Here is a 16,648-nt window from a genome sequence, read left to right on the forward strand (position 1 = left end):
AAAGATCAGACCTCGTCGTCAGGCATGAGCAAGTCGATATGCGGCACCTCGAGCGCCTGAGCCAACTCAAAGAGCGTTATCACCGTCGGGTTGCGCCGCCCGCGCTCAAGGCTGCTGAGATACTGCTGGCTGAAGCCGGAGCGTTCGGCAACCTCCTCCTGCGTCAGACCCTTCTCGCGCCGCAGACGAGCGACATTTCTCCCCACGAGCTTGCGCATATCCATGGACTGCGCGTCGCAGTTTACACATTTTAAGTTTATCAACTTTAGTATGTTCTGAGCGGTCAGGTGACTGTGCGGACGAATGGATCGCGAGCGTCTCACTCTCGTGATCGTGTGAACAGGTGTTTGGTCTCGCGATCTGGTGCTCGCAGGTTTAATCAAGAGGAGGTTTCATGGCGATTGACGGTCACGACTCACAGTCTTTCCACCAAGGGTTCAACGCGGCAGCCTTCGTCGAGCTCTGCACTCTCGCATACCTAGAGGTAATATCTGGAGCGGTCTTTGTCGTGCTTACGCTGGTCCTTGTTGGGGTTTATGTCAGCCGACATAGATAGCGACGCACCATGCCGCGATGGCAGTCGCTCAGCCATCGGAAATCGCCGAGCCGCAGTCATGCGTTGCAACTGAGCATCCGCGCCGCACCTGTTGCGCAGGGATCTCTGCCAGATGTCTCGCAACTGACGGTTCGGTGACGGCCGATTACCTTCGTGTCTTGGTGGTAGGGGTAGCGCCTTCCGCCGCGACGTCGCCGCCCTGACGACCGACCTGCCTCCTGTGCGAGCAGCGGAGACGTGATCAGAGCATCCGGGGACGCCAAAATCGTGTTTCTTGGATAGTCCCTCAGGAAAAATTGGCGAAAATTTTTTGAGGCACCATGAAAGCGCCCCATGCGTTCGCTCGAGCTCCCCCATGGCACCCGCTCCAGGGCAAAGAATTCTTCCTTAAGTGCCGCCCGCCCGCTCAGATACACACCCGACCTTCGGTCCGCGCTGACCACAGGAGAGGGCGCGTCAACACCGATGCCTTCGGGCACTACAGAAATGTGGGAGGAAATGGGGGGGAGACAAAACCCGACTCCAGATCTCATAACTGAAACAGCCAGCTAGGCTGAAAGTTCGATACAAGCCCTGCCACCACCGGTGCCCCACCCAAGCGAGCATCGCGCTCGGCCCGAGGCGGCATCCCCCAAAAGCATAGGCGCTTCCGCGTTCCGGAGCGGCATGATATGCATCTGTCGACGGGCAGATGGGGATCAGGCGTGACACTCTCGTTCGGCAGCGAAGCTCTCGATTTTGCGGCGAGACGTCTGCGTATGCTGCCGTACCCGAGAGGCTGAGCGGTGTTCTTCGCCCACTTCCGCGATGGCGAGGGCTGCAAGTCCTACATCGTCGGTTGCGAGGAGACCTGCGCGGCGGCGATCATCGATCCGGCGCTCGACCTGGTCGATCGCTATGTCGGGGAGATCGGCAAGCACGGGCTGCGCGTCCGCTACCTCATCGACACGCATACCCACGCCGATCACTTTTCGGGTGCGCAGGCGCTGCGCAAGGCGTTCGGCGCACCGATCGTGATGCACCGATACTCGCCGGCTCCCTATGTGGACCTGCATGTGGAGGACGGGCATTCCCTGCCGCTGGGTTCAATGCGCATGCACATCCTGCACACGCCCGGCCATACACTCGACTCGATGGCCGTCCAGGTCGAGGACCGGGTCTTCACCGGCGACACCCTGCTGATCGGCGGCACCGGCCGCAGCGACTTGCCGAGCGGCGATCCCGATCAGTTGTACGACAGTTTGTTCGGCAGGCTTCTCGCGCTGCCGGACGCCACGCTGGTGTATCCCGCGCACGACTACAAAGGGCGCGAGAGCTCGACGATCGGGGAAGAGCGCCGCTCCAATCCGCGGCTGGCGAAGACCGAGCGGGCCGACTTCGTGGCGCTGATGACCAGCCTCAATCTTTCGGCGCCGACGCATCTCACCGAAGCGCTGCGCACCAACATGTCCGGCGGGAAGACGGTGCGCCAGCTCCTGGCCGAAGCCGGCGCGCGCGTGCCGTTCATGTCGATGGAGGAGCTTCGGCGCCGGCTCGCGGCCCGGGCCAACGACTTCGTCATCCTCGATGTTCGCGAGCGGGAGGCTTACGCCGAAGGGCACGTCGCGGGCGCCGTTCACCTTCCACGGGGGCAGCTCGAACTGCGGGTCAATCAAGTGTTGCCGGACCCGGGCGTGGAGATCCTCACGATCTGCGAGTTCGGCAAGATCTCGACACTCGCCGCGGCCACCTTGCGCGAGCTGGGCTTTCAGCGCGCCACCGCGCTGGACGGCGGCATGGCGGCGTGGCGCGAAAGCGGGAACGCGGTCCAAACGGCGATGTGAACAGCCAGGCGCCGGAGCTTGCGGGCAGTCCTCAACTAGGAAATACTTGGCTCGCTAACGACAACAGGGGGTAGCTCGACATGCGCACGATATTCACACCGGTCCTCGCGGCCGCGCTGGTTGCCGCTCCGGCGGCGGCACAGGCCGGCGAGCGGACCGCGGCCTCTTTCGAGCAGGGCGAACGGATCGCCGGCAATCCGTGGATCCCGCTGCTGGTCGGCCTGGCCGTGGCGATCGCCATCGCCGTGGTGGTGTTCGACGATGACGACGACGAAGCGGTCAGCCCCTGACGCTGCCTGTTTCCGCTCACCACGCTGCTTCGGGAGCAGCCGGATCACGGCGCAGCGGGTCGCCTGCCGAAGCGCTTGTGACGCCCGCGGTTACGCCCTAGATGCAACCTCATGGCCGGTGATTTACTAGACAACCGAGGCCGGGGGCATGCCGAATGGGGCTGGCCGTCGATCCATCCGGAAGGGCGGAAGTTCGGGCTCGCGGCGGTCGGCGTATCGCTGATCTTCCTGCTGTTGTTCGACTGGGAAATCGTCGGCTGGCCGCTGCTGCTGCTGTCGCTGGGCGTGTTCGCGTTCTTCCGCGATCCCGAGCGGGTGGTGCCGCAAGGGCAGGACTTCATCGTCTCACCGGCCGACGGCCTGATCACCCAGATCGGCCAGGTCGCGCCGCCGGTGGAACTGCAGGGGCTCGACCCGCAGGACGGCATCGGGCTCGGCAGCGAGCCGGTGACGCGGATTTCGATCTTCCTGTCGGTGTTCGACGTGCACATCAACCGCGCCCCGGTGGGCGGCACCGTGCGGCGGGTGGTCTACATCCCCGGCAAGTTCACGAACGCCGATCTCGACAAGGCGAGCGAGGAGAACGAGCGCCAGCACGTGCTGATCGAGCGCAGCGACGGGACGGTTCTCGCCTTCACCCAGATCGCGGGCCTCGTGACGCGCCGGATCGTGCCGTTCATCAAGCCGGGCGACATTCTCGCCGCCGGGCAGCGGGTCGGGCTGATCCGCTTCGGCAGCCGCGTGGACGTGTACCTGCCGCAAGGAACGGACCCGAAAGTCCTGCTGGGGCAGAGAGTGATCGCCGGTGAAACGATCCTGGCGGAAATCGGCCGCCAGGGCCTGATAGAGGGTGTCAGCCAATGACCAACGGCCGCGACTATGACGAGGAGCGGCCGATCGACGCCGGTCCTGCCTGGCTCGGACCGCGGGCGGGAGAGGGCGACATGCCGGCATCGCGCCGGCTGGGCGGCGGCCTGACATTGCGGGCCGTGCTGCCGAACGCGATCACCGCGGCGGCGCTGTGCTCCGGGCTCACGGGCATCCGCTTCGCGATCGTCGGTGACTGGGAGAAGTCGCTCTTCGCGATCATCCTCGCCGGCGTGCTCGACGGGATCGACGGGCGCATTGCCCGCCTGCTCAAGGCGCAGTCGCGCTTCGGCGCCGAGCTCGACAGCCTGGCGGATTCGCTGAGCTTCGGCATGGCGCCGGCGCTGGTGCTGTTCCTGTGGTCGCTGCAGGACCTGCCGCGGTTCGGCTGGTTCGCCTCGCTCGCTTTCGCCATCTGCTGCGCCTTGCGCCTGGCCCGCTTCAACGCCCGGATCGACGAGGACGAGCAGCCGCACAAGTCGGCCGGGTTCCTCACCGGCGTGCCCGCACCGGTCGGCGCGGGGCTCGCGTTCCTGCCGATGTACCTGTGGATCGCCAGCGGGGAGCCGGTCTTCCGCGAACCCTGGCTGGTGGCCGTCTGGGTCGCGGCGATCGCGTTCCTGATGATCTCCAACCTGGCGACGCTGAGCTGGGCATCGATCCGCCCGCGTCGTTCGATCAGGCTGGAGGCGATCGCGCTGGCTGGGCTGGTGTTCGCTGCCCTGCTGACCGAGCCCTGGTGGACCCTCGTCGCGATCTGCGTGGTCTACCTCGCGCTGATGCCGCTGGGGATCGCCAAGTACGCGAAGGTCAGGCGGCAACGAGCCGCCGTTGTCCAGCCGCACGCGGAGCCGCTGTCCGGAGAGTCCGCCGCGATGCGCGCACCGGACTGAAGCCTGGATCGACGTACGGGTGGGCGAGCGCCCGTCCGTGCCTGATCGTCACCCAGCGTTCGTCCCGGCACTCGGCGAGTTGCCGGCGCAGCGATGCCGCGGCGGCGATCCCCTTCGCCAGCGATGCCGCGATGACGGTGACGGCCAGCAGGGCGGCGGCGGTGAAGGCAACGGTCAAAAACGCTGTGAACATCGATCTGCTAACCTTGGCTTTGCTCCCGAGCCGAAGGCGGCTGTGGGGAGGCCTGTGGAGAACTTGTGGACGAATCACCGTTCGGTTCGTTCCTTGTTCCCTGTTTGTTCCTATTTATCAAGTCTGCAGACGGCAGGGTATGCGCTGTGGTGCTGCCTCAACGGCATCACCCGTCTCTCCTTCTTTCCTTCTCGTCACCCTGAACTTGTTTCAGGGCCCATTTCGCCGCTGGGGCGGAGCTTCCCAAGGGCATGGCGCGACCGCTCGCACCCTTGCGGGAGCAACGGTCCAGGCTGAGCTATGGATGCTGAAACGAGTTCAGCATGACGGAGGAAGCGAGGGGGAGGAGAACCTTCATCATCCCGCCCAAATTGCTCGAGCGTCCATGGGGCCTTCCGGCGCAGGTCCGCACGGGTGGAGCAATGGGCCCTGAACCGAGTTCAGGGTGACGGCTGCGAATTGAGGGTGGATTTCCCGCGCGATCGCCGCTACAGGCGGCCCCGCCCAAAGGTCCGGTTTCCGGCCCCGGAGGCAAATTCACATGGAAGGCACGTTCACACCGGTGCCCCAGCGGGACGCTCCGCAGGGTTCCAGCGCTTTCCAGAGGCATAACCGGAAGGAATTTACTTATGGCGGCTCCCACCGTCTCCATGCAGCAATTGATCGAGGCCGGCGCACACTTCGGCCACCAGACCCACCGCTGGAACCCGCGCATGAAGCCGTACATCTTCGGCGCGCGCAACGGTGTCCACATCATCGATCTGTCGCAGACCGTGCCGCTGTTCGCGCGCGCTCTCGACTTCGTGCAGTCGACCGTTCGCGCGGGCGGCAAGGTCCTGTTCGTCGGCACCAAGCGCCAGGCGCAGGAGCCGATCGCCGAGGCAGCCCGCCGCAGCGGCCAGCACTTCGTCAACCACCGCTGGCTCGGCGGCATGCTGACCAATTGGAAGACCATTTCCGGTTCGATCCGCCGCCTCAAGAGCCTCGAAGAGCAGCTTTCGGGCGACACTTCGGGCCTGACCAAGAAGGAAGTCCTCCAGCTCACGCGCGAGAAGGACAAGCTCGAGATGTCGCTCGGCGGCATTCGCGACATGGGCGGCATTCCGGACGTGATGTTCGTGATCGATGCCAACAAGGAAGAGCTGGCGATCAAGGAAGCCAACGTGCTCGGCATCCCGGTCGTCGCCGTTCTCGACTCGAACGTCGATCCGTCGGGCATCGCGTTCCCGATCCCGGGTAACGACGACGCCAGCCGCGCCGTCCGCCTGTACTGCGACGCGATCGCCGAAGCCGCCACCAGCGGCCGCGGCGCGGGCGTGGTCGATTCGGGCGCGGACTTCGGTTCGATGGAGCAGCCGCCGGCCGAAGCAGTGGCCGCGGAAGCCCCCGCCCAGGCCTAAAGCCCGGCCGCATTGCGATCCGTGCGCCGGGCCCCGAGTTCGAGGCCCGGCGCACGACCATTTCTATTTCAAGAGGACAGTATCATGGCTGCTTACACCGCCGCTGATGTGAAGGCCCTGCGCGAGAAGACCGGCGCGGGCATGATGGACTGCAAGAAGGCGCTCGCCGACACCAATGGCGACGTGGAGGCCGCGGTCGACGCGCTCCGCGCCAAGGGTCTCGCCGCCGCCGCCAAGAAGTCGAGCCGCACCGCGGCCGAAGGCCTCGTGGGCGTGGCCGTCAACGGCACCCGCGGCGTCGCGGTCGAGGTCAACTCGGAAACCGACTTCGTCGCCAAGAACGACCAGTTCCAGGATTTCGTGCGCAAGGCCACCGAAGTCGCGCTGACGCTCGGCTCGAATGACGTCGACGCGCTTAAGTCGGCTGCTTATCCCGACGGCGGCACCGTCGGCGAGAAGCTGACCGACAACGTCGCGACGATCGGCGAGAACCAGCAGATCCGCCGGATCAAGAGCGTATCCGTCTCGCAGGGCATGATCGTGCCTTACATGCACAACGCGCAGGCCGCGAACCTTGGCAAGATCGGCGTGCTCGTTGCGCTCGAGAGCTCGGCCGGCGCCGACGTGCTCGAGCCGCTCGGCAAGCAGCTGGCGATGCACATCGCCGCCGCTTTCCCGCAGGCGCTCGACGCCGACAGCCTCGATCCCGAAGTGATCGAGCGCGAGCGCAAGGTCGCTGCCGAGAAGGCCGCGGAGAGCGGCAAGCCGGCTGAAGTGCAGGAAAAGATGGTCGACGGCGCGGTGAAGAAGTTCGCCAAGGAAAACGCGCTGCTCAGCCAGCTGTTCGTGATGGACAACAAGACCGCCATTGCCGACGTCGTCGCCAAGGCAGGCAAGGATGCCGGCACGGAGATCGTGCTGAAGGACTATGCCCGCTTCCAGCTCGGCGAAGGCATCGAGAAGGAAGAGAGCGACTTCGCCGCGGAAGTCGCCGCCGCGGTCAAGGGCTGAGCCCTCTTTCAGCGACAGGCTTCAGGAAGGCCGCCGGACTTCGGTTCGGCGGCCTTTTCCGTGCATGGGCCCACTTGGCACTGTGATCGCGCGCTCTATAAGGGCGCAGCCCAGCGCCCCGGAGGTCTCCCCGTTCATGCCAATGCCGCCAGTCAAACGCGTTCTGCTCAAGCTCTCGGGCGAAGTGCTTATGGGCGATCAGCAATTTGGCATCGATCCGAAGTTTGTGAGCGAATTGGCCAAGGAAGTGAAGGCGGCCAAGGAAACCGGGCTGGAAATCTGCCTGGTGATCGGCGGCGGCAACATCTTCCGCGGAATGGCCGGCGCGGCACAAGGGATGGACCGCGCCCAGGCGGATTACATGGGCATGCTGGCCACGGTCATGAACGCCCTCGCGATGCAGAGCGCGCTGGAGCAGCTCGGCGTGCCCACCCGGGTGCAGTCGGCGATTCAGATGAACGAGGTCTGCGAGCCGGTCGTGCGCCGGCGGGCGGAGCGGCACTTGGAGAAGGGCCGCATCGTGATCTTCGCCGCCGGCGTCGGCAGCCCTTACTTCACCACCGACAGCGGCGCCGCCCTGCGGGCCGCGGAAATGCGCTGCGACGCGCTGCTGAAAGGCACCAGCGTCGATGGGGTCTACGATTCGGACCCGAAGAAGAATCCCGCTGCCAAGCGTTTCGATACCGTGAGTTACGATCGAGTCCTGGCAGACAACCTCAAGGTCATGGACGCCTCCGCCGTGGCGCTGTGCCGCGATAACGCCATTCCCATCGTGGTCTTCTCGATCCGCGAGAAGGGCAACCTGGCGCGCGTGCTGGCGGGCGAGGGCGTTCAGACGATAGTGCAGAAGGAAGCCTGACAATGGCGAAGTACGACAAGGCCGATATCGAACGGCGCATGCAGGGCGCGGTGGAAAGCCTCAAGGGCGATCTCGCCGGCCTTCGGACCGGGCGGGCCAACACCCACTTGCTCGATCCCGTGCAGGTCGACGTTTACGGCGCGATGATGCCGCTGAACCAAGTCGCGACCGTCTCCGCGCCGGAGCCGCGCATGCTGAGCGTGCAGGTCTGGGACCGGGCCAACGTCAGCGCGGTCGAGAAAGGCATTGCCCATGCCAACCTCGGCCTCAACCCGATGATCGACGGCCAGACCCTGCGCCTGCCGCTGCCCGACCTCACGGAGGAGCGCCGCAAGGAGCTCGCCAAGCTCGCCGGCAAGTATGCGGAGAACGCCAAGATCGCGATCCGCAACGTCCGCCGCGACGGCATGGAAGCGCTCAAGGAAGACGAGAAGAAGAAGGTCATCTCCGAAGACGACCGCAAGCGCGCCGAGGACGACGTCCAGAAGCTGACCGACAAGTACGTCGCCGAAGCCGACGCCGCCGCCGCGCAGAAGGAAAAGGAAATCCTCACCCAGTGATGGAAGGGGCAGGCCCAATCCCCTCCTCTTCAGAGGAGGGGCAGTGAGACTTGGCGAACCGAAGGTGAGCCTAGTCGCAGCGGGGTGGTGCGCGGCGCAAACCGACCTCTCTGCGGTAAGCCACCACCCCCCGGCCCCCTCCTCTGAAGAGGAGGGGGAGTGATGACCGGCACCCAACCGACCACGGCCCGGCACGTCGCCATCATCATGGACGGCAATGGCCGCTGGGCGAAGCGGAACCGTCTTCCGCGCGTCATGGGGCACCAGCGCGGCGGAGAGGCGGTGCGCCGCCTGGTGCGCGCGCTCGGGCCGACAGGGCTCGAGTGCCTGACGCTCTACGCTTTCTCCTCCGAGAACTGGAAGCGGCCGGACGAGGAGATCCGCGACCTGATGGAGCTGATGCGCCGGTTCATCAAATCGGACCTGGACGATTTCGTCGCGAACGGCATCAAGCTGAAGATCATCGGCGATTACAAGGCGTTCGAGCCAGACATTGTCACGATGCTCGAAGACGCGCTGGCGCGCACCGCCGACGGCAGCCACACGCTGGCGGTGGCGCTCAACTATGGCTCCCAGCAGGAAATCGCCCGCGCCGCCGCCAAGGCGGCCGAGCAGGGGGCGATCACCACGGAGAGCATCGCCGCCAATCTCGACACCGCGGACCTGCCGCCGCTGGATCTGCTGATCCGCACTTCGGGGGAGCACCGCCTGTCCAATTTTCTGCTATGGCAATCGGCCTATGCCGAGTTCTGGTTCACCGATGTGCTGTGGCCCGATTTCCAGCCCGAGCACCTGATGCAGGCGCTGAGCGACTTCGCCGGGCGGGAGCGGCGCTATGGCGGTCGCTAGGGTAATCCTCCCCGGGACGGGGCGCTCCGCTATGGAAGGCGCCAGTCAAATCCTCCCCGGGACGGGGAGGGGGACCATCCGAAGGATGGTGGAGGGGGCCCGGCGGGACCTCCGAGGTCGCGCTGGGACCCCTCCGTCAGCCGCCTGCGGCGTCTGCCACCTCCCCGTACCGGGGAGGATCTGATGAAGGACGAGACTCCGATCACGCCCCCTGAGCGCCGCCGCGACCGGCTGAAGCGCCACATGGCGGTGCCTTACGCGGTGCGGACTTCGGACTTGCCGGTGCGCGTCGCTTCGGCGGCGGTCATGCTGCTGCTGGCCGGGGCGGCGTTCGCCTTCGGCGGGGAGGTGCTCGACACGTTCATCGTGGTCGTCGGGCTCGCCTGCTTCGTCGAGCTCGTCCTCCTCGTCTCCCGCGCGACGCCCAGCGTGCCTTATCGGCTCGCCGCCATCACCGCCGGCGCGGTCTACATCGCGCTTGCCGCCGGCATCCTGACCGGGGCCGGGGACTTCCTGATCGTCCTGGTGATCGGCGTCACCGTGTTCACCGACACGTTCGCCTATTTCGCCGGGCGGGCGATCGGCGGACCCAAGATCGCGCCGCGCATCAGCCCGTCCAAGACCTGGGCGGGGCTGTTCGGCGGGATGGCTGGCGCGGCCTTGTGGGTCGTGCTGTGGGTCGTCGCCATCGAAGGGAACATCGTGGGCCCGCGCTTCGAGCTGGGCCTGACGCTGGACCGCGGCAACCTCGGCCCCGCCGCCCTGCTCGGCGCCGGGCTGGCAGTCCTCGCGCAGGCGGGCGACTTCTTCGAAAGCTGGCTCAAGCGCCGCGCCGGCGTGAAGGACAGCTCGCGGCTGATCCCCGGCCATGGCGGCGTGTTCGACCGGGTGGACGGCATGCTGCCGGTGGCCATCGCCGTCGGTCTGATCGCCACGGCCCTGACGCAATGACCCGCTCGATATCGATTCTCGGGGCGACCGGCTCGGTCGGTTGCTCGACGCTCGACCTCGTGCGGCGCAACCGCGATGACTGGCGGGTCGAGGCGCTGACCGCCAATGGCAACGTCGCCGAACTGGCCGTGCAAGCCCGTGAGTTCGGCGCCAGGCTGGCCGTCGTGGCGGACGAGGCGCGGCTTCCCGCGTTGCGCGAGGCGCTGGCCGGCAGCGGGATCGAGGCCGCCGGCGGCCGGGCCGCGCTTTGCGAGGCGGCGGCGCGCGGGGCGGACGTGACTGTCGCCGCGATCGTCGGCTGCGCCGGGCTCGCCCCGGTGATGGCGGCGATCGAGCAGGGCGGGACCATCGCCCTGGCCAACAAGGAAGCGCTCGTTTCCGCGGGCGAGGTGATGACTGCGGCCGTCGCCCGCCACGGCGCGACGCTGCTGCCGGTCGACAGCGAGCACAACGCAATCTTCCAATGCCTCGCCGGCGGGGACATCGCCGACGTGCGCTGGATCACGCTTACCGCCAGCGGCGGGCCGTTCCGCACCTGGACCGCGGAACAGATCTCCAAGGCCACGCCCGCGCAGGCCGTCGCCCACCCGAACTGGGACATGGGCGCCAAGATCAGCGTGGATTCCGCCACGATGATGAACAAAGGGCTGGAGGTGATCGAGGCGCACCACCTGTTCCCAGTCGGGCTCGAGCGGATCCGCATCGTCGTGCATCCCCAAAGCGTTATCCATTCGCTGGTCGAGTACCGCGACGGATCGACCCTGGCGCAGCTCGGCCCCAGCGACATGCGCGTGCCGATCGCCTCGTGCCTCGCCTGGCCGCGGCGCATGGAAACGGCGCTGAAGCCGCTCGACCTGCCGGCCATCGGCACCCTCAGCTTTTTCGCGCCGGACGAGGAGCGCTTCCCGGCCACGCGCCTGGCGCGCGAGGCGGCCCAGGCCGGCGGAGCAGCGCCCGCGGTGCTCAACGCTGCCAACGAGGTCGCCGTCGCCGCCTTCCTCGCCGGTCAGATCGCGTTCACCGATATTTCGGCATTGGTGGCGCAGACCCTTTCCGGCACTCTGCCGCCGGCTCCCCGAACCCTCGAGGACGTTTTCGCGGTGGATGCCGAGGCGCGGGCGCGAGCCGCGGCACAACTGGAGCATGCCTGAATTGTTCGAAACCGTACCCTGGTGGATGTGGATCGTCGGGTTCCTGCTGGTCCTCGGCCCGCTGGTGACGCTGCACGAGCTCGGCCACTACCTCGTCGGCCGGCTGTTCGGCGTGAAGGCCAATGCGTTCTCCGTCGGCTTCGGCAAGGAACTCGCCGGCTTCACCGACAAGCGCGGCACGCGCTGGAAGCTCTCGGCCCTGCCGCTCGGCGGCTATGTGCAGTTCGCCGGCGACATGAACCCGGCCAGCCAGCCTAGCGAGGAGTGGCTGTCCCTGCCGCCGGAAGAGCGGGAGAAGACCTTCCAGGCCAAGCCCCTGTGGCAGCGCGCCCTGATCGTGTTCGCCGGCCCGGCGATGAACTTCGCGATCGCCATCGCCATCCTTGCGGCCTTCAACTTCGCTTACGGCAAGCTGGAGGTCCCGCCCGTCGTCGCGGCGGTCCAGGAAGACAGCGCGGCCGAACGGATCGGCCTCGAGCCCGGCGACCGTTTCGTGGAAGTCGACGGCCAGCCCATCGAGAGCTTCAACGAACTGCGCTCGATCGTCGCGCCGAACCCGGGCGAAACGCTCGACATGGTCATCCAACGTGGCGACGAACTGCGGAAAGTACGCTTCGAAGTCCCGACACTTGTCGAGCGCGACCGGTTCGGCAACGAATACAAGATCGGGCTGCTCGGCGTGGCGTCGGACGGCGGCGAGCTGGTGCCTGTTGGGCCCGGCGAGGCGCTCGTCCTGGGCGTGCAGCAGACCGGCGAAACTGTCGAACTGATGGTGCTGGGGATCTGGCAGATCGTCACCGGCCGCCGTTCGGTGGAGGAACTGGGCGGCCCGATCAAGATCGCCAAGTATTCGGGCGAGCAGCTCAGCCTCGGCTGGCGCCAGTTCGTCAGCTTCGCCGCGCTGATCTCAATTAACTTGGCATTCATTAACCTGTTGCCAATCCCGGCGCTCGACGGCGGGCATCTGGCTTTCTACGCGGCGGAGGCGGTTCGCCGGAAGCCGGCAAGCCCGCGCAGTCAGGAATGGGCGTTCCGCACCGGTCTGGCTTTCGTGCTGGCGCTGATGCTGTTCGTGACGATCAACGACATCGTTTCGCTGCCGATCCTCGGCGGCTAGGCGGGGATAAGGAAGCACACGGCGCGCGCTACACCGGCATGATCGCTTGATTGGCCACGCCGCATCGGGCAATGGCGCGGTCTGCCACGCCGCCGCGGGATCGAGCCCGCGCGGGCGCGGCGCGGAAATGCCGCGAATGGCGCGCACAGTGTCGAACGAATGGACGGGTGTATGAGCCGCAGGGCCGAGACGATCGCAACCACGCAATTCGCTATGGCCCTTCTGGGGGGCACGATCCTCGCCGGGGTTCCGGCCCTGGCGTTCGCGCAGGAAGGCGGGCAGCAGCCTGCCGCCCAGCCGGCTCCCGCCGCGCCGCAGGCCGCCGCGCCGGCGCTGCCGCAAGGTTCGGTGATCCGCACGATCTCCGTCAGCGGCGCCCAGCGCCTGGAGGCGCAGACGATCCTCAGCTACATCCAGCTGCGCCCCGGCCAGGTCTATACCCCCGCCGCCGCCGATCAGGCCCTGAAGGACCTGGCGGCGACCGAGCTGTTCTCCGACTTCTCGATCGTCAACAACAATGGCGACGTGGTGATCACGGTGGTCGAGAACCCGGTGATCAACCGGATCATCCTGGAGGGCAACAAGCGGATCAAGGAGGACAAGATCCTGCCGGAGATCAAGCTCGCGCCGCGGCAGATCTTCACCCGCTCCAAGGTCCGCGCCGACGTGGCGCGCATCATCGAGCTCTACAAGCGCCAGGGGCGCTACGCCGCTTCGGTCGAGCCGCAGATGGTGCAGCTGAGCCAGAACCGCGTCGATATCGTGTTCGAGATCACCGAAGGGCCCAAGTCCAAGGTCCGCGCGATCAACATCATCGGCAACGAGCACTTCTCCGAAGGCGATCTCAAGGACGAGATGCTGACGAAGGAATCCGGGCTGCTGAAGATCTTCAGCTCCGGCACCAGCTACGACCCGGACCGCCTGGCCTTCGACCAGCAGAAGCTGCGCCAATTCTACCTGACCCAGGGCTACGCCGATTTCCGCGTGGTTTCTGCCGTCGCCGAGCTGACGCCGGACCAGCGGGACTTCATCATCACTTACGTGGTCGAGGAAGGCGAGCGCTACAAGTTCGGCGAGGTGGGCGTGGAAAGCCAGATCCGCGACTTCAACAGCGAGCGCCTGACCGCCCAGCTGCCGATGAAGACCGGCGACTGGTACAACGCCAAGCTGGTCGAGGACACGGTCGAGCGCCTATCGGAAACGGCCGGCGCGTTCGGCTACGCCTTCGCCAACGTGCGGCCGCAGTTCCAGCGCAGCCGCGAAGACCTGACGATGAACGTCACCTTCGAGATCGCGGAAAGCCCGCGTACTTACGTCGAGCGGATCGACATCAACGGCAACACCCTGACCCAGGACAAGGTGATCCGCCGGGAGTTCCGCGTGGCGGAAGGCGATGCGTTCAACTCGCTGGCGGTCAAGCGGACCACCAACCGGATCAACTCGCTGGGCTATTTCCAGGAGAACTTCGAGGTCACGCAGGTGGAGGGCAGCGCCCCCGACCGGATCGTGCTCGAAGCCAATGTCCAGGAACAGCCGACCGGCCAGCTGACGCTGTCGGCCGGCTTCTCGAGCCTCGAGAGCTTCATCTTCCAGGGCTCGATCCAGCAGAACAACTTCCGCGGTCGCGGCCAGACCGTGGGCCTGAGCGCGAACTATTCGCGCTACTCGCGGTCCGGCTCGCTCAACTTCACCGAGCCGAACCTGTTCGACAAGAACATCTCAGCCGGCGTCGAGGTCTACCGCAAGGACTACAACAACGGCTATTTCGACCGCGACAGCGCCACCTACGAACAGGCGCAGACCGGCTTCGGATTGCGCGTCGGCGTGCCGCTGTCCGAGTACACCTCGCTGCTCGGCCGCTACACCTTCAACCACGACAACATCACCCTGGACGAGACGCAGTTCTTCGGCGATTTCGACGAGGACGGCGTGCAGGAGTGCGAGCCGCTGCTCGCCGGACGTTACTTGTGCGAAGCGATCGGCAAGCGAACCAGCTCGATCCTCGGCATGTCGCTGATCTACAACAACGTCGACAGCCGCCTGCGCCCGACGCGCGGCAGGACCGCGAGCGCCAGCCTGGACTTCGCCGGGCTGGGCGGCAGCACGCGCTATGTCCGCCTGACCAGCAACGCGGCACAGTACTGGCCGCTCGGCGCCGGCTTCATCTTCTCGCTGCGCGGCGAGGCGGGCGTGATCAAGGGGCTGAAGGACCGCGGCCCTGGCGCCACGGACGTCCTTCTCACCGACCGGTTCTTCCTCGGAGAACCGCAGATCCGCGGGTTCGACATTCGCGGAGTCGGTCCGCGGGTGATCCGGCGCTTCTACATGGCCGACGACGATAACGATCCGTCCACGGCGCCTCCTCTGACGCCGATCGACAGCGACTCGAGCACCGACGACGCGCTGGGTGGCACGGCCTATTACGTCGGCAAGGCGGAGATCGAGATCCCGCTCGGCTCCGGAGCCCGCGAGCTTGGCCTGCGTCCGTCGGTCTTTCTCGACGTCGGCGCCGTTTATGGCATCGAGCGGCCACAGCTGGAGGACAGCCCCTATCCTGATGGAACTTTCCTTCCGACGACCAATGAGGACGGCGCTCCTCTGTACAGCCAGGACGTGCGCGACAGCTCCGGTGCCGTGGTCGGACAGGAGGTTACCACGAACCCGCAGGCGCCGAACGGGGAGGCCAACGATCCGATCGGCCGGACCCTGCCGCCGTTCAAGGAAGAATTCTACGGAAACACGTACAAGCCGCGTGTCTCGATCGGCGTGGGCGTGAACTGGAACTCGCCGTTCGGTCCGTTCCGTATCGACATGGCGTACCCCCTGCTGAAGCAGAAGGGTGACGACACGAAGCTGTTCACCTTCAATGTAGGAACCCAATTCTGATGAAGATCATACTGAAGCCCGCGTTTGCCGCCGGCATCGCTTTCGCCTCGCTGACCGCTCCGGTGGTCATGGCTCCCGCTTCGGCACAGACCGTAAAGGGCATCGCGGTCGTCAATGTTCCGGCCGTGGTCGCGAACTCGAACGCCTTCCGCACTGCCCAGACGCAGCGCCCGACGACCTACAAGGCGCAGATCGACCAGGCGAACACCCGCCGCCAGGCGATCGCCGCCCAGCTGCAGCCGCTCTACACCCAGTTCCAGACCGCGCAGCAGGCACAGAACCCCAACCAGCAGACGCTGCAGCAGACCGCCAGCCAGATCCAGCAGATCGAAGCCGCCGGCCAGCGCGAACTGCAGCAGATCCTGGCGCCGGTCCAGCTGAGCCAGGCCTATGTCGAAGAGCAGATCAACGACCAACTGGTCACGGCGATCCAGAACGCCGCGCGCAAGCAGAACGTCACGATGGTGATCAGCCCGGACAGCGTGCTCTACGCCGACAATTCCTACAACATGAATCAGGCCGTGCTCGACGAGCTGAACACGCTCATCCCGTCCGCTCAGCTGGTCCCGCCGGCCGGCTGGCTCCCGCGCGAGATGCGCGAACAGCAGCAGGCGCAGCAGCAGGCCGAAGGCCAGGCGCAGCCGGCCCAGCAGCCTGCCGCAGCTCCGGTCCAGGGCCGCTGAGGCCAGTAGGGGGCAGGGCATGAGCGAAGCGAAAACGTACGATATCGCGGCGGTTCTCAACGCCCTGCCTCATCGTTACCCTTTGCTGCTGGTCGACCGGGTAGCCTCGCTGGAGATCGGCGAGGAGATCCGCGCGATCAAGGCGGTCAGCTTCAACGAGCAGTTCTTCCAGGGGCACTTCCCGGGGCGCCCGATCATGCCGGGCGTGCTGCAGATCGAAGCCCTGGCCCAGGCCGCGGCGATCCTCGCGATCGAGACGCTCGAACTCGCCGGCAGCGGCAAGCTGGTCTACTTCATGGCCATCGAAGGCGCCAAGTTCCGCGCCCCGGTGGAGCCCGGCTGGCTGCTCGAGCTCAACGTCGGCTTCGTCCAGAAGCGCGCCCGCGTGTGCAAGTTCTGGGGTAAGGCCAGCGTCGGAGGCACGGTGACCTGCGAGGTCCAGTTCACCGCGATGATCGCCGATCCGCCTGCCGAAGCATGACAGGCTTGTAATCGCCCCGGCGCGGCGCTAAGCGCGCGCCTTTCCCGATATTGCCGGCCGGTCGGAACCGGTCAACGC

16 protein-coding genes are annotated in these 16,648 nt (G+C 66.3%); 15 read left to right on the forward strand and 1 reads right to left on the reverse strand.

Features of this window, described 5'->3' with window-relative positions:
• Positions 1-5: 5 nt before the first annotated feature.
• Positions 6-224 (reverse strand): helix-turn-helix domain-containing protein, encoded by a 219-nt coding sequence (locus GRI75_RS06205; protein ID WP_160746103.1) that lies wholly within the window; start codon positions 222-224, stop codon positions 6-8.
• Between the two features lie 1,117 nt (positions 225-1,341).
• On the opposite strand from GRI75_RS06205, the gene GRI75_RS14750 reads away from it, so the two are divergent.
• From GRI75_RS14750 to fabZ, 15 genes are all read left to right on the forward strand, one after another.
• Complete coding sequence (locus tag GRI75_RS14750; RefSeq protein WP_160746104.1) at positions 1,342-2,379, forward strand: MBL fold metallo-hydrolase; 1,038 nt, start codon at positions 1,342-1,344, stop codon at positions 2,377-2,379.
• Positions 2,380-2,459: 80 nt separating this feature from the next.
• On the forward strand, positions 2,460-2,669 hold the full coding sequence (locus GRI75_RS06215; RefSeq protein WP_160746105.1) for a hypothetical protein: 210 nt from the start codon (positions 2,460-2,462) through the stop codon (positions 2,667-2,669).
• A gap of 111 nt (positions 2,670-2,780) precedes the next feature.
• Positions 2,781-3,533 (forward strand): phosphatidylserine decarboxylase, encoded by a 753-nt coding sequence (locus GRI75_RS06220; protein ID WP_160746106.1) that lies wholly within the window; start codon positions 2,781-2,783, stop codon positions 3,531-3,533.
• A gap of 80 nt (positions 3,534-3,613) precedes the next feature.
• A complete protein-coding gene (locus GRI75_RS06225) occupies positions 3,614-4,429 on the forward strand; it encodes a CDP-alcohol phosphatidyltransferase family protein (protein WP_235911393.1) in 816 nt (271 codons plus the stop codon).
• A gap of 822 nt (positions 4,430-5,251) precedes the next feature.
• Positions 5,252-6,022, forward strand: coding sequence for a 30S ribosomal protein S2 (gene rpsB / locus GRI75_RS06230; RefSeq protein ID WP_160746108.1), 771 nt, complete (start codon positions 5,252-5,254; stop codon positions 6,020-6,022).
• Positions 6,023-6,106: 84 nt separating this feature from the next.
• Positions 6,107-7,033, forward strand: a complete 927-nt coding sequence (gene tsf, locus GRI75_RS06235) for a translation elongation factor Ts (RefSeq protein ID WP_160746109.1) — start codon at positions 6,107-6,109, stop codon at positions 7,031-7,033.
• Between the two features lie 136 nt (positions 7,034-7,169).
• Positions 7,170-7,892, forward strand: a complete 723-nt coding sequence (pyrH, locus tag GRI75_RS06240) for a UMP kinase (RefSeq protein WP_160746110.1) — start codon at positions 7,170-7,172, stop codon at positions 7,890-7,892.
• 2 nt (positions 7,893-7,894) lie between these two features.
• Positions 7,895-8,452 (forward strand): ribosome recycling factor, encoded by a 558-nt coding sequence (gene frr / locus GRI75_RS06245; RefSeq protein WP_160746111.1) that lies wholly within the window; start codon positions 7,895-7,897, stop codon positions 8,450-8,452.
• A gap of 162 nt (positions 8,453-8,614) precedes the next feature.
• On the forward strand, positions 8,615-9,301 hold the full coding sequence (gene uppS, locus GRI75_RS06250) for a polyprenyl diphosphate synthase (protein ID WP_160746112.1): 687 nt from the start codon (positions 8,615-8,617) through the stop codon (positions 9,299-9,301).
• 183 nt (positions 9,302-9,484) lie between these two features.
• Positions 9,485-10,252, forward strand: a complete 768-nt coding sequence (locus GRI75_RS06255; RefSeq protein WP_235911372.1) for a phosphatidate cytidylyltransferase — start codon at positions 9,485-9,487, stop codon at positions 10,250-10,252.
• A complete protein-coding gene (locus GRI75_RS06260) occupies positions 10,249-11,403 on the forward strand; it encodes a 1-deoxy-D-xylulose-5-phosphate reductoisomerase (protein ID WP_160746113.1) in 1,155 nt (384 codons plus the stop codon). Before GRI75_RS06255 ends, GRI75_RS06260 begins: the two co-directional genes overlap by 4 nt.
• Positions 11,396-12,520 carry an RIP metalloprotease RseP gene (rseP, locus tag GRI75_RS06265; protein WP_235911373.1) on the forward strand — a complete coding sequence of 375 codons (1,125 nt, stop codon included), beginning with the start codon at positions 11,396-11,398 and terminating at the stop codon, positions 12,518-12,520. Before GRI75_RS06260 ends, rseP begins: the two co-directional genes overlap by 8 nt.
• A gap of 171 nt (positions 12,521-12,691) precedes the next feature.
• Positions 12,692-15,406, forward strand: a complete 2,715-nt coding sequence (gene bamA / locus GRI75_RS06270; RefSeq protein WP_235911374.1) for an outer membrane protein assembly factor BamA — start codon at positions 12,692-12,694, stop codon at positions 15,404-15,406.
• Positions 15,406-16,089 carry an OmpH family outer membrane protein gene (locus GRI75_RS06275; protein WP_160746115.1) on the forward strand — a complete coding sequence of 228 codons (684 nt, stop codon included), beginning with the start codon at positions 15,406-15,408 and terminating at the stop codon, positions 16,087-16,089. Before bamA ends, GRI75_RS06275 begins: the two co-directional genes overlap by 1 nt.
• Before the next feature lie 19 nt (positions 16,090-16,108).
• Positions 16,109-16,570, forward strand: a complete 462-nt coding sequence (gene fabZ, locus GRI75_RS06280) for a 3-hydroxyacyl-ACP dehydratase FabZ (RefSeq protein ID WP_160746116.1) — start codon at positions 16,109-16,111, stop codon at positions 16,568-16,570.
• Positions 16,571-16,648: the final 78 nt, after the last annotated feature.

This window comes from Croceibacterium soli (assembly GCF_009828065.1).
Classification (GTDB): domain Bacteria; phylum Pseudomonadota; class Alphaproteobacteria; order Sphingomonadales; family Sphingomonadaceae; genus Croceibacterium_B; species Croceibacterium_B soli.